This window comes from Pelagibius sp. CAU 1746, assembly GCF_039839785.1.
Classification (GTDB): domain Bacteria; phylum Pseudomonadota; class Alphaproteobacteria; order Kiloniellales; family Kiloniellaceae; genus Pelagibius.
This window is the reverse complement of the sequence record NZ_JBDOQT010000001.1, coordinates 1,510,558-1,524,233: the sequence shown is the minus strand read 5'-3', so window position 1 is coordinate 1,524,233 and position 13,676 is coordinate 1,510,558. Positions and strand designations below refer to the sequence as shown.

Annotated in this window: 9 protein-coding genes; 5 read left to right on the top strand and 4 right to left on the bottom strand. The window is 66.7% G+C overall.

Annotation, left to right across the window (positions count from 1 at the left end; translation table 11 throughout):
* Nucleotides 1–30 precede the first annotated feature (30 nt).
* Nucleotides 31–2,193: an NAD-dependent DNA ligase LigA gene (ligA, locus tag AAFN88_RS07265; protein ID WP_347519424.1), complete on the top strand. Its 2,163-nt coding sequence runs from the start codon at nucleotides 31–33 to the stop codon at nucleotides 2,191–2,193.
* 662 nt (nucleotides 2,194–2,855) lie between these two features.
* Here ligA and AAFN88_RS07260 read toward each other — a convergent pair.
* On the bottom strand, nucleotides 2,856–4,277 hold the full coding sequence (locus tag AAFN88_RS07260) for an ATP-binding protein (RefSeq protein WP_347519423.1): 1,422 nt from the start codon (nucleotides 4,275–4,277) through the stop codon (nucleotides 2,856–2,858).
* 238 nt (nucleotides 4,278–4,515) lie between these two features.
* On the opposite strand from AAFN88_RS07260, the gene AAFN88_RS07255 reads away from it, so the two are divergent.
* Together AAFN88_RS07255 and AAFN88_RS07250 are read left to right on the top strand one after the other, a co-directional pair.
* On the top strand, nucleotides 4,516–5,340 hold the full coding sequence (locus AAFN88_RS07255; protein WP_347519422.1) for an ABC transporter substrate-binding protein: 825 nt from the start codon (nucleotides 4,516–4,518) through the stop codon (nucleotides 5,338–5,340).
* Nucleotides 5,341–5,642: 302 nt separating this feature from the next.
* The gene (locus AAFN88_RS07250; protein WP_347519421.1) at nucleotides 5,643–5,912 is read left to right on the top strand and encodes a hypothetical protein; all 270 of its coding nucleotides are present in this window, start codon (nucleotides 5,643–5,645) and stop codon (nucleotides 5,910–5,912) included.
* A 69-nt stretch (nucleotides 5,913–5,981) separates the two neighbouring features.
* Here the strand turns inward: AAFN88_RS07250 and AAFN88_RS07245 are convergent, their stop codons facing one another.
* On the bottom strand, nucleotides 5,982–7,829 hold the full coding sequence (locus AAFN88_RS07245; protein ID WP_347519420.1) for an aminopeptidase P family protein: 1,848 nt from the start codon (nucleotides 7,827–7,829) through the stop codon (nucleotides 5,982–5,984).
* 210 nt (nucleotides 7,830–8,039) lie between these two features.
* Between AAFN88_RS07245 and AAFN88_RS07240 the strand changes: the two genes are divergently transcribed.
* Nucleotides 8,040–8,687 carry a DUF1127 domain-containing protein gene (locus AAFN88_RS07240; protein ID WP_347519418.1) on the top strand — a complete coding sequence of 216 codons (648 nt, stop codon included), beginning with the start codon at nucleotides 8,040–8,042 and terminating at the stop codon, nucleotides 8,685–8,687.
* Nucleotides 8,688–9,054: 367 nt separating this feature from the next.
* Here the strand turns inward: AAFN88_RS07240 and AAFN88_RS07235 are convergent, their stop codons facing one another.
* Together AAFN88_RS07235 and AAFN88_RS07230 are read right to left on the bottom strand one after the other, a co-directional pair.
* Nucleotides 9,055–9,945, bottom strand: a complete 891-nt coding sequence (locus AAFN88_RS07235) for a 50S ribosomal protein L11 methyltransferase (protein WP_347519417.1) — start codon at nucleotides 9,943–9,945, stop codon at nucleotides 9,055–9,057.
* A 32-nt stretch (nucleotides 9,946–9,977) separates the two neighbouring features.
* The gene (locus tag AAFN88_RS07230) at nucleotides 9,978–12,284 is read right to left on the bottom strand and encodes a UvrD-helicase domain-containing protein (RefSeq protein ID WP_347519415.1); all 2,307 of its coding nucleotides are present in this window, start codon (nucleotides 12,282–12,284) and stop codon (nucleotides 9,978–9,980) included.
* 148 nt (nucleotides 12,285–12,432) lie between these two features.
* On the opposite strand from AAFN88_RS07230, the gene AAFN88_RS07225 reads away from it, so the two are divergent.
* Complete coding sequence (locus tag AAFN88_RS07225) at nucleotides 12,433–13,572, top strand: succinylglutamate desuccinylase/aspartoacylase family protein (RefSeq protein ID WP_347519413.1); 1,140 nt, start codon at nucleotides 12,433–12,435, stop codon at nucleotides 13,570–13,572.
* The last annotated feature ends 104 nt before the right edge of the window (nucleotides 13,573–13,676 follow it).

Genomic DNA, 13,676 nt, shown 5'->3' with positions numbered 1-13,676 from the left:
ACACAATCCGATAGGAAGCACCGCCGCTTTATGCCGGGCAAAGCCGCCAAGACCGGAACCTCTGGGAAGACCGCCGACCTGCCGGCCGAGGATCTCAACGAAACCCAGGCCGCCGCCGAGCTGGCGCGCCTGTCCAAGGTCATCGCCCACCACGACAAGCTGTACCATGAGAAGGACGCGCCGCTGATCAGCGACGCGGACTACGACGCCCTGCGCCGCCGTAACGAGGCCATCGAACAGCGCTTCCCCGGACTGCTCCGCGACGACAGCCCCTCCAGGCGGGTCGGCGCCGAGCCGGCCGCCGGCTTCGGCAAGGTGAAGCACAAGGTGCCCATGCTGTCTCTCGGCAACGCCTTCGAGACCGAGGACGTCCAGGAATTCCTGGCGCGCATCGGCCGCTTCCTGGGCCTCGGCGCGGAAGACGCCGTCGACATCATGGCCGAGCCGAAGATCGACGGCCTGTCCTGCGCCCTGCGCTACGAGGGCGGCAAGCTGGTGCAGGGCGCGACGCGGGGCGACGGCGCCACCGGCGAGGACATCACCGCCAACGTGCGCACCATCGCGGACCTGCCCAAGGAGCTGAAGGGCAAGGGCTGGCCCGAGGTGCTGGAGGTTCGCGGCGAGGTCTATATGTCGCGCCAGGCCTTCATGGAGCTGAACCAGCGCCAGGAGGAAGCCGGCGCCAAGATCTTCGCCAATCCGCGCAACGCCGCCGCAGGCTCCCTGCGTCAGCTCAATCCCGAGATCACCGCCTCGCGGCCGCTGCACTTCTTCGCCTACACCTGGGGGGAGGTCTCGGGCGATCCGGCCGAGACCCTGGGCGGCACCATGAAGGCGGTGCGCGGCAGCTTCAAGAAGTGGGGCTTCGAGCTGAACGAGCCCTCGCGCCTCTGCCACGGCCTGGACGAGCTGCTCGACTTCTACCGGCACATCATGGCCGAGCGCCCGGAGCTGCCCTTCGACATCGACGGCGTGGTCTACAAGGTCGACCGACTGGACCTGCAGCAGCGCCTCGGCTTCGTCAGCCGCGCGCCGCGCTGGGCCATCGCCCACAAGTTCCCGGCCGAGCAGGCGCAGACCATCCTCAACGCCATCGACATCCAGGTCGGGCGCACCGGCGCCCTCACCCCCGTCGCGCACCTGGAGCCGATCTCCGTCGGCGGCGTGGTGGTCTCCCGCGCCACCCTGCACAACGAGGACGAGATCGCCCGCAAGGACATCCGCATCGGCGACCACGTGATCGTGCAGCGCGCCGGCGACGTCATCCCGCAGGTCGTCGAGGCGCTGAAGGACAAGCGCCCGAAGAACAGCGAACCCTACGTCTTCCCCGACCATTGCCCGGTCTGCGGCAGCCTCGCCCTGCGCGAGGAAGGCGAGGCGGTGCGCCGCTGCACCGGCGGCCTGGTCTGCAAGGCGCAGAACTACGAGCGTCTGCGCCACTTCGTCTCGCGCAACGCCTTCGACATCGAGGGCCTGGGCGGCAAGCACATCCAGGCCTTCCTCGACGACGACATGATCACCACGCCGGGCGACATCTTCCGCCTGCACGAAGCGGAAAAGGCGATCAGCGAGCGCGATGGCTGGGGCAGGCAATCGGCGGCCAACCTGATGAAGGCCATCGAGGCGCGGCGCAGCATCGGCCTCGACCGTTTCATCTACGCCCTCGGCATCCGCCAGGTCGGCGAGGCCACCGCCAAGCTGCTGGCGCGCAGCTACGCCACGCTGGACGCCTGGCGCAGCGCCATGACCGCCGCCTACGGCGAACGCAAGGAACAGCCCGAAGCGCGCAAGCCCGAGGAAGTAGGCGAGCACTACGCCGAACTCTGCAACATCGAGGGCATCGGCATGAGCGTCGCCGACGACCTGGTGTTCTTCTTCGGCGAGGACCACAACCTGAAGGTCCTGAAGGACCTGGAAGGCGAACTGACCATCGAGGCGGTGGAAGCGCCCGCCGCCAGCGGCTCGCCGGTGGCCGGCAAGACCGTGGTCTTCACCGGCACCCTGGAGACCATGACCCGCAGCGAGGCGAAGGCCCGCGCCGAAACCCTGGGCGCCAAGGTCGCCGGCTCGGTCTCCAAGAAGACCGACTACGTGGTGGTCGGCGCCGACGCCGGCTCCAAGGCCAAGAAGGCTGCGGAACTGGGCGTTTCGATCCTCAGCGAAGAAGAGTGGCGCAAGTTGATCGGCGGGTAAGCCAGACGGTAACTCGCAAAGTCCGCTTGCCAACCCAGACCCGGCCGCCTGGCGGTTTTATCTCCGGGGTTACTCCCGACCTGAAGGCGACTCAGGCCAACTTTCTGGATGATGCAAGATCACACGAACCTCGCGAGAGGTTCAGGCGGTCAAGAGTGCCGCCGCCAAGTCTTGCTTGTCCGGGTTCCGAAGGGCGAGGACGGCTCACGGCCGACGACCCGCAATAGCGACGGCGGCGCGCCGAAACGGTCGCTTGGAGAGACCTGGGACCTACCTCGCTTCGCATGGCGTTGATGGATCCATGTCGCCGTTTCCAGCACGAGACTCACGAGTGGCGAGAATTCGTAGCGCGAACTATCGACTTCGACTCTCGGGTGCCCGGGTTCAATCTTATTCATCAATGCCTCCTGGAATTGCAGGAAAGCCGTCGGAAAGCGGGTACCAAAAAACTGCCGAAAAGAATGCTCACCTCATAACTAGCGCCATCTCGCATGCCTTGCTGTGGGAATCGTCACGCCCTCCCTCAGCCGGGCGCACTCCGTAGAGCAGAACCGATACCGTGAAGCCAAGCACGGATGGATCTCCGCCATTCACTGTATCGCGACGCCCATCTGCGCCAACTGCACAACCCCGACTGGAAGCCGCGTCGCGCGAACCGGCTCCTATTCAGCCACGGCCGATTCCTCTTCGGCATACACGATGGGAAACTCCGCCCAGAAAACCGATCCTTCACCGGGCTTGCTCTCGCAGCCGACCTTGCCGCCCATGACTTCGGTCAGAACCTTGGAAATCGACAATCCCAGGCCGGCGCCGGGTATATCTCTGCACTGATTCTCCCCGCGATCGAACTCGTCGAAAATCCCGCTCATCTTCTCTCGCGGAACGCCGATGCCGCTGTCCCGGACAAAACAGCGGAGCACACCGTTGGGCATGGCTTCGCAACCAACCTCGACATGCCCTCCAGCCTTGTTGTACTTCACCGCATTGGATACGAAGTTGAGAACAATCTGCCGCAGGCGCGCGCGATCCGCCATGATCCTCTGGTCCGTCTGCACGCTCGTAAACAGGGTAAGCCCTTCCTGTTCGACAAGTTCACGGATCAGCCACAGACTGCTCTCGATTTCCTCCGCGGGACACAAAAGAACAAGATCAAGATCGATCGAACCGGCTTCGACCCGTGCAAAATCGAGGATATCCCCGAGTAAAGTACTGAGCAGGCGGCCGCCCTTAATGATGTTTTCCAGATAGGCGCGGCGGCACACCTCACTATCGGCGCCGATCCCCAGCTCCAACGCCTCGGCAAAGCCGATGATGGCGTTGAGAGGCGTCCGCATCTCGTGGCTCATTGAGGCCAGAAAGATCGACTTGGCATTGTTTGCGATCTCCGCCCGCCCGGCCGCTGCCCTGAGTTCGTCCGACCACTGCTTCATCTGCTGGCTCAAGTGGTCCAGTTCGTCGCCCTTCGCCGGCAAATCCGATGGCTGCTTCGCAACACGGACCGACTCAGCCAGCCTGGTAATTCGCTGGGTCACCATAGCTTGATAGACGATCAGCAGAATCACGGAGAGCAGCATGCTCTTCGCGACGCCGGAGATCATCGCGTTGATGGTCCTCTTTTCAAATCCGGGCGCAGCGGCGACAGGGTCGAGCTTGATCAGCAGATCGCCGACGTTGGCCTCCGGCTCTCGGACCCTGAGGACGCGGGAAAAGGAAACCGTGTCGGACCCGAGCAGGAAGCCCGCAATGGCCGACTGATCCGGGTCGACCGCTCGCTGCACTCGCGCCAACTGGTCCCCGAAGTCGTCCGTCAATTGAACCAGCACGATGGCCGGATCGCTCAGCAGGCTCTCGGCGAGCTCCTGCGCGGCCAAGGTGTCGAGCCGGTAGGCAGCCCTAGCAGCCGTCCGCTCCGAATAGTCCAGAATCGCTTCCGCATCCCGACGAAGCCGCTCCTGTTCTTCACTGGCATCAAGGAGGATCTGAGTAGTTGCGAAGACAAGACCGATCACCAAGGCCAGTGCGACTGCAACTTGGGCCTGTTTCACAGAGAGCCGCCGAAAGAACGGAACGCTGCTTTTCGACATGATTGCTTCTTGCTGGTCGCTGCAAATCCGCGATTTCATCTGCTAGTCATGGCATCAGCGCCGCTTGTTGCGCCCGCCTGAATGAGGCGCTGCTATCTCACGAAATGATGCCGCATAGAAGGCAAATGACCTCTTCATTCAACCTCGAAGCGAAGGCCATGACACCCTACCCAGATGACAACAAATTTTAGTAGATTGAGCTACATCATAATGACTAGATCCGGCAATGCGGCTAGCGATGCGCAAATTCCTGAGGCTCGGCCTTATTGTGATTTTGCCGGCTTGGGCAAACCCGGCAAACGCGGATGACGCTTGTCCGGTATTCGAAGCCCCTGAAATCGCAGCGGAAGATGCCTGGTTCCCATATTCGGGACTCTACGAGGGAGAGCTTCGCGGAATCTCTCTCGATATCATCTCAGCTGCCTATCATGCAGTCGGCTGCAAGGTGAGGTTTTTGATTTCACCCTATGCGCGCTGCCGCAGGGAGGTCGAGGCCGGACGGCAGGTCGGCTGTTTCAACACGAGCAACTCGCCGGAGAATCTCAAGCTTTTCATTTTTCACCAAGAGCCGCTGTTCCAGAGCCGCCTTCTCGTCTACGCCCATCCCGAGCGTGGCAGCGACTTCAAGGTCGACGACATCGCCAAGGGAACCGTCGCCATCGTGCGCGGCTACACCTATACCGATGAATTGGATGCAAACACATCGATCAACAAGATCAACGTCGAGTCGGATCTCCAGACACTCGCACTGGTCGCTCGCAAACGGGCGGACTTTGCCCTGGTTTACGAAAAAGTCGCCAAGTATCACATCAGCAGGAATGCCCGGCGCATAGATCCCGCCCCGGTACCGATACTCCGCCTCGCGGAAGTGGACCTTTTTATATCTTTTTCCAAGCGCCTCGGCGGCCGCTCGACGGAACTTGCCGAACTGCTCGATCAGGGGCTGAGAGAAATCCGCCGCGATGGCACCTATGCAAACATCGACGCGGAATGGGACCATTGGCTGAACGACGGCATTCGCAGAGGCGAGCCGGCGCCCCACTGGCAGCCTGTGGCACACTAGCTGAGCGGGCCAATCTCGTCATCGTCCAGCGCCGCCGCCGGAAAGGGGCCGCTTGCCGGCCAGCGTGATCGTTGAGGAATCCTAACGTGCGCTAATCCTTATGGTTTAGTTCACTCAACTGGATCGATCCCGTCGTCAGGCCCGAAGATCAAATCCTTCATCCTCCGGGCGAACCACGCACGCAGGACACACGCGGGTGCGGCAAAAATCGTCGGATTCGAGCCGTTCTTTCAGTGAGCTAAACAGTCTTTTTACCAGCTTCCGCGTAGTTTCGCCGGGCAACAGCTACACTGGGCAGGACCATGCTGACGGCCGACGATAGCCTCGAATTCATTCTCGACCAGGTCCAGGAACTGGGCCGTGGGGACAAGTCCCATGAGAAGGCAGCCTACCGGGCGCTCATTCACATGACGCAGCGCTGGGCCGAGCCGACCGACCTCTATATCAGCGAAGACCTGCAGATGGCCGAGCGCATCGGCCAGGACCTGGCCGATATCGCCCGCCACATCCAGGACATCCAGCACGCCTACATGAAGGCCCTGTTCGAAACCGGCGCCGAGAAGGCCGGCTAGACCGGACTCACAGGGCCGGTGGATCGCAGTTGGCGATTCCGGCTGCCCCTGATCCGCTCTTGGCCGCCGCTATTCCGCCAGCGGCGCCGTCGCCGCTTCCAGCCAGGACCTTGCCGCTCCCTCCAACTGGGGAGCGATCTCCGCGCGCACCCTTGCGTGGTAGCTGTCCAGCCAAGCCGCTTCCTCCGCGCTGAGCAGATCGCGTAGCACCAGCCGCCGGTCGATGGGCGCCAGCGTCAGGGTCTCGAAGGCCAGCATCTCGCGCTCCTCCCCCTCGCCGCGCGGGCTCTCGGTCACCGCCACCAGGTTCTCGATGCGGATGCCGTAGGCGCCGGTCTTGTAGTAGCCCGGCTCGTTGGAGACGATCATGCCCGGCTTCAGGGCGACGCTGTTGGGCAGCTTGGAGATGCGCTGCGGCCCCTCGTGGACGTTCAGGTAGCTGCCCACGCCGTGGCCGGTGCCGTGGTCGTAGTCGAGGCCTTCCTGCCACAGGGCATAGCGGGCCAGGCTGTCGAGCTGGCTGCCCGAGGTGCCCTTGGGAAAACGCGCCCGCGCGAGCGCGATGTGGCCCTTGAGCACCAGCGTGAAGCGCCGGCGCATTTCCTCGCTGGGCGCGCCGATGGCCAGCGTGCGGGTGATGTCGGTGGTGCCGTCGGGATACTGGCCGCCGGAATCGCAGAGGAACAGCTCCCCTTGCCCCAACGCCCGGTCGCTCTCCTCGCTGACCCGGTAGTGGACGATGGCGCCGTTCGGGCCCGAGCCGGCGATGGTGTCGAAGGAAAGGTCGCGCAGTTCCCCGGTCTCGGCGCGGAACGCCTCCAGCCTCTTCGCCGCCTCCATCTCGCTGACCGGCCCCCCATCGCTGTCGCCCGCGGCGCGCGCCTCCGCCTCCACGCTCAGCCAATGCAGGAAGCGGCTGACCGCGGCGCCGTCGCGCCGGTGGGCGCGCCGCATGCCCTCCAGCTCCGCCGCGTTCTTGCAGGCCTTGGGCAGCAGGCAGGGATCGGCGCCCGGCAGCACCTCGGCCCCGGCCGCGCGCAGGCGCTCGAAGATCCAGCGCGCCGCGGTGGCGGGGTCGGCCAGCACCTTGTGCCCGGCCTTGCCGAGGCGGCTGAGGCTGTCGCCCAGGCGCTCCGGCGCCTCGATGGAAACGGCGTTGCCGAGCTGCTGGACCACCTGCGGGGTCAGCTTGTCGGGATCGACGAACCATTCCACGCCGCCGTCGGCGTACAGCAGGGCGAAGGACAGCGGCAGCGGCGAGTGGGTGACGTCGCCGCCGCGCACGTTCAGCAGCCAGGCGATGGAGTCCGGCAGGGTCAGCACCGCCGCGGCGACACCGGCCTTGTCCAGCTCGCCGCCCAATTCCTCACGCTTGTCGGCGCTGCTGCGCCCGGCCAGCGCCAGGTCGTGCAGCTGGATCTCGGCCTTGGGCGGCGCCGGGCGGTCGCGCCAGACGGCGTCCAGGGGGTTCTCTTCCAGGGCCACCAGACTGGCGCCGAGGCCGTCCAGCGTCTTCTCCAGGCGGCGCACCTGGTCCTCGGTGTGGAGCCAGGGATCGTAGGCCAGGCGCTGGCCGGGGCGCAGGTTCTCCTTCAGCCACTCCGACAGCGGCTCCTCGGTGACGTGGCGCGGCGTGAAGAGCCTCTCCTCGACCTCCTGGCGGACCTGCAGGGTGTAGCGCCCGTCGACGAAGATCGCCGCCGCCCCGCTCAGCACGCAGGCCATGCCGGCCGAGCCCTTGAAGCCGGTCAGCCAGGCCAGGCGTTCGGCCGAAGGGGGCACATATTCTCCCTGATGCTCGTCGCCGCGCGGGACCAGGAAACCGTCCACGCCGCACTGGGCCAGTTCCGCGCGCAGAGCGGCCAAGCGGCCGGCGGCAGTCTCGGCGGTAACGTCAAGAGCCTCGGTTTTCGCCATAGAATCAGGTCTTTCCTCGATCATCCATCGGCACTCATGCAGGAGCTGCAATGCTGCAGTGCGAAAAACTCGCTTTCAAGCCTTTGCCGCTCCCCTCATCTCTTCTTTGAAGGTCAGGGCTCGCGCCCGACTTGGCAAGCCCCTTCGGCAGCCGCAATTCCCGAACCCTTTTCGAAAACCATAAAGCCGCGTTTTTTGGAGTCCTTTGTCATGACCCGCCTATCTGATTTCCCCGGTCGCCCTGTCGGCAGCGAGGCAGTGCGGTGGGATCAGCGATCCCTTGACGTCGATACTGTCATCAACACGGCCCGGACCCTGCGGGCCGAGTACATCGCCGATCACCTGCGCAGCGCTGCCCGAGCCATCGCCCTCCGGAGCGGCCTCTCCGCCTTCTTCGCCGCCTGGCGCCGCCGCCGGCAGTGCCGCCGCACCCTGAAGGCCCTGACCGCGCTCGACGATCGTATGCTGAACGACATCGGCGTGGACCGCGCGGAGATCGCCGCGACCGCGGCGCTGAGCTGCGACGCCTCCGGCGATGCGGCCCCGAGCGGCGGCAATTCCGCCTGGCACGGGCTGGCCGCCTGGGCCGCGCGCGAAGTGAACCGCCGCCGCACCCTGCGTGAGCTCTCGGCCCTGTCCGACGAAATGCTCGCCGACATCGGCATCTCCCGCGCGGAGATTCCCGACATCGTCGACGCGCTCTCGTCCGGCCGGACCCCGGATACCACCGGCGCGACGGCCGGCATCGCCGGCATCCCGGCGGCAGAACCCGTTCCGGCCCAGTTGTTGGCCCTGGTGGAAGTACGCCGCAGCCTGCAGCAGGCGGCCAATCAGAACCTCGACCGTCCGGCCGCCTGAGGCCGGCATCCGGGAAGCCGCAAGAAAAGCTCGTCTGAACACGGTTAGCCACGGGACGAGAACCGGAGCGCGGTCCCGCAAGGACCATCCCGCTCCCGCCGCCAGGACGGCGGCACCCGGCGGCGCTTCCAAGAAGGAGGCGCCGCCGTCGCTTCTCAGCTCCGGCCACAACACGAAAAGTTGAGAATTTCTTCCGCCGGAACAGCCAAAAGGCGACTGGAAAACCCCGCGGAACATCCCAAATCAACAGCGGCAGAGCTTCCTGCCCCGAGATCGTCCTCCCCGCTTAATCCAAACCGGAAGGACGTAGCTGCCGAGAGGCGGCGGCCGGCGGCGCCTCCATGACGGAAGCGCCGCCGGTGTCATTTCACACGCCGCCGCCCAGCACCAGCGTCGACCACTCGCCCAGGCGATAGCGCTTCACCAGCGCCAAGCCGGCGGCGCGGTAGCGGGCGGTGACCTGGCGCTCCTGGGAGATCAAGAGGCCGGAGAGGATCACCGTGCCGCCGGGGGCGAGGTGGCGCGTCACCTCCCGGGCCATGGCGCAGAGCGGCTCGGCCAGGATGTTGGCGAGGATCAGCTCGTAGGGTCCCTCGCGGCGCACCCGCGCGTCCTTGAAACCGTCGCCCAGCAACAAATGCACCGTGTCGGCGACGCCATTGGCCTCGAGATTCTCCTGGGCGACCCTGATGGAGGGCGCGTCGTTGTCGACGCCCAGCACCCGGCAGGGCCACAGCTTGGCCGCCGCCATGGCCAGCACGCCGGAGCCGCAGCCCATGTCGAGGATGCGGGTGATCGGCCGGCCGACCGGCCGCTTCTTGGCGATGTCCTGCAGGGCCAGGAGGCAGCCGCGCGTGGTTTCGTGGCGTCCGGTGCCGAAGGCGGCGTTGGCGTCGATCAACAGGTCGATGGCGCCCGGCGGCGCCGGCTCGGTGACGTGGGAGCCGCGGACGCGAAAGCGCCCGGCGGCGATCGGCGGCAGCGCCTTCTGGCTCTCCGCCACCCAGTCGATATCGGGCAACGCCTCCAGGCTGTAGGCGGGCGTTTCCGCAAGATCCGCAACTTCGCAGGCGATGGCGATCAGGCGTTCGACCTCGGCGTCCTCCGGCCGTTCGGCCAGGTAGAGCTGCCAGGGCACGATGCCGACGCTGTCGCGCGCGCCGGTGACGATGGCGCCGTCCAGGGGTTCGAAGATCGCCTCGAAGGTGTCCAACGTCTGTGCAGGGACGCTCAGGGACAAACAGTAGGTCGCACTCACGGGAAGCTGTCTCTGTCAGGTGGAAAGGGAACTCAGCCGGCCTGGTCGGCGGGCACCACGAAGCTGGCGATGACTTTCTTCTCGCCGGCCTTGTCGAAGCTGATGTTGAGGCGCTCGCCCTCGACGGATTTGATGCTGCCGTAGCCGAATTTCTGATGGAACACCCGGTCGCCGCGCTGGAAGGCGCCGCTGCCGATGGTCTCGACCCGGGTCGGCACCACGTCGATGAAGGGCGAGGAGCCCTTGTCCCGGCGCTGGCGCGCGCGATGCAGACCGGGACTGACCCGCGCCTCGCGCCACTCGGCACCGCCCCAACCGTCCCCCATGCCGCCAAAAGCCGACGCCGCGGCGCCGTAGACGCCCTGGTCGCTCTCCACCTCGACCTGCTCCTTGGGCAGCTCGTCGACGAAGCGCGAGGGAATGGCCGCGGCCCAGGAGCCGTGCATGCGCCGGTTGGCGGCGAAGGAGATGATGACCCGCTTGCGCGCGCGGGTCAGGCCGACGTAGGCAAGGCGGCGTTCCTCCTCCAGGCCGCTTCGCCCGGTCTCGTCGAGGGCGCGCTGGTTGGGGAACAGCCCCTCCTCCCAGCCCGGCAGGAAGACGGTGTCGAACTCCAGGCCCTTGGCGGCGTGCAGGGTCATGATGGTGACCATGTCCTGGCCTTCCTGGGTGATCGCCTCCATGACCAGGGAGACGTGCTCCAGGAAGCCGGCGAGGTTCTCGAACTCGCCCAGGGCGTTGACGAATTCCTTCAGGTTCTCCAGCCGCCCCGGCGCCTCCAGCGACTTGTCGTTCTGCCACATCTCGACGTAGCCGGACTCCTCCAGCACGATCTCCGCCAGCTCCGGATGCGGCGTGGTCTCCATCAGCCCGCGCCAGCGGTCGAAGTCGTCCAGCAGCTTGGTCAGGCTGCGGCGCGCGGCCGGGCGCAGCTCGTCGGTGTCGGCGAGGCGGCGCGCGGCCAGGGCCAGAGGCACGCCGCCGGCGCGCGCGGCCTGGTAAAGCGTCTGCAGGGTGGCGTCGCCCAGGCCGCGCTTGGGCTTGTTCATGATGCGCTCGAAGGCCAGGTCGTCGGCGGGCTGATGCAGCGCGCGCAGGTAGGCCAGCGCGTCGCGGATCTCCTGGCGCTCGTAGAAGCGCGGGCCGCCGACGACCCGGTAGGGCAGGCCCAGAGTGATGAAGCGCTCTTCGAACTCGCGGGTCATGGCGCCGGTGCGCACCAGGATGGCGATCTGGTTCAGCGGGTGCGTCTTGTCGCGGGCGATAAGGGCCTCGATCTCCTCGCCGACGAAGCGCGCCTCGGCCTCACCGTCCCAGAGGCCGCGCAGGCGGAGCTTCTCTCCCTCGTCGTCCTCGGTCCACAGCGTCTTGCCCAGGCGCCCCTCGTTGTGGGCGATGAGGCCCGAGGCCGCGGCCAGGATGCGCCCGGTGGAGCGGTAGTTGCGCTCCAGGCGCACCACCTTGGCGCCGGGGAAGTCTTCCTCGAAGCGCAGGATGTTGCCGACCTCGGCGCCGCGCCAGCCGTAGATCGACTGGTCGTCGTCGCCCACGCAGCAGATGTTCTTGTGGCCCTGGGCCAGGAGGCGCAGCCAGAGATACTGCGAGACGTTGGTGTCCTGGTACTCGTCGACCAGCACGTAGCGGAAGCGGCGGTGGTAGTCGGCAAGCACCTCCGGCTCGTTCTGGAAGAGCGTCAGGTTGTGCAGCAGCAGGTCGCCGAAGTCGCAGGCGTTCAAAGTGCGCAGGCGCTCCTGGTAGGCTTTGTAGAGTTCCACCGCGCGGCCGCGCGCGAAGTCGCCGGCCTCGCCCGCCGATACCTTCTCGGGTGACAGGCCGCGGTCCTTCCAGCGCCCGATGATGGCCAGCAGGGCGCGCGCCGGCCACTTCTTCTCGTCGACGTTCTCGGCCTGCAGGATCTGCTTCATCAGGCGGATCTGGTCGTCGGTGTCGAGGATGGTGAAGTTGCTCTTCAGGCCCACCGCCTCCGGGTTGCGGCGCAGGATGCGCGCGGCGATGGCGTGGAAGGTGCCGAGCCACCAGCCCTCCACCGACTCGCGGTTCAGCAGGGCCGCCACCCGGTCCTTCATCTCCCGCGCCGCCTTGTTGGTGAAGGTGACGGCCAGGATCTCGCCCGGCGAGCGCGCCTTGCCGGTGATCAGCAGGTGGGCCAGGCGGGTGGTCAGGGCCCGGGTCTTGCCGGTGCCCGCGCCGGCCAGCACCAGCACCGGGCCGTCGAGAGCCTCGACGGCGGCGCGCTGGCCCTCATTGAGAGCCTCCAGATAGGGATAAGGCCCCACGCCCTGCGAAGACGCCGGGGGGGCCGCGAAAAGATCGGACATGCCCCCTATATAGCGCAGCCGGGCGGCGGGCTCACGCGGTAAGGCGCACTTTTTTCACCCGCCGCATAGGCCTCTTGACCCGATCCTGCCACGGGCCTTTGATGCGGCTGCTCACTTTCCCATCGCCCTCATCTCCCAGGATCTTCCCATGCCCGTCCGCAGCGAATGCCTGCCTCTCCTGACCGCCAGCCCCGGCAGCGCCCGGCACCTCAACGTCCACCGCTTCGGCAACCCCGGCGCCCGGCCCAAGGTCTATCTGCAGGCCGCGCTGCACGCCGACGAAACCCCGGGCCTGCTGGTCCAGCACCATCTCTACGGCCTGCTGGAGGAGGCCGAGCGGCGCGGCGAGATCCAGGGCGAGATCGTCATGGTGCCCTATGCCAACCCCATCGGCCTGGCGCAGTTCACCAACGGCGAGAACCTGGGGCGCTACGAGCAGGGCGGCGGCGGCAACTTCAACCGCAACTGGCCCGACCTCTACGAGCCCATCGTCGAGGCGGTGAAGGACAGGCTGAGCGAGGACGAGGCCGGCAACGTGGCGGTGATCCGCCACGCCATGATCGAACAACTGGCCACCCAGCAAGCCGGCAGCGAGTTGCAGTCGCTGCGCCTGCACCTGGCGCGGCTGGCCGCCGACGCCGACGTGGTGCTGGACCTGCACTGCGACGACGAAGCGCTGATGCACCTCTTCCTCACCCCGGCGCTGTGGCCGCAGGGGGCGGACTTCGCCGCCGACCTGGGATGCCGCGCGGTACTGCTGGCCGAGGACTCCGGCGGTAATTCCTTCGACGAGACCTTTTCGACGCCCTGGACCCGCCTGGCCGAGCGCTTTCCCGACGTGCCCATCCCGCCGGCCTGTTTTTCCGGCACGGTGGAGCTGCGCGGGCGCGCCGACGTCGACGACGCCACGGCCCGCGCCGACGCCCAGGCGCTCTACCACAGCCTGCAGCGTTTCGGCGCCGTGGCCGGGCAGCCGCCGGCCCCGCCGGCCGCGCTCTGCGAGGCGACGGCGCTGGAGGCCACGGACTCGGTGCGCAGCCCGGCCGCCGGGGTCATCGCCTACAATGTGACACTGGGCCAGGAGGTGAAAGCCGGCGACGTCATCGCCTGGATCGTCGACCCCTCGGCCGCGCCCGGCGCCGCCCGCACCGCCGTCACCACCCAGGCCAGCGGCCTGGTGCTGTCGCGGCGCAGCCACCGCTACGTGCGCCCGGGCCTGGCGATCGCCAAGGTGGTCGGCAAGGAGCCGCTGGTCCACCGCCAGGGCGCCTACCTGCTGGAGGACTGAGCAGCCCGCCGGGAGGCGCGCACTGGACAAGCTCCGAGGACGCGCTATGTCCGAGTCAGCGGCATCGTCTGAATAATCCGGGAGAATGCCGCCACGACGAGGAG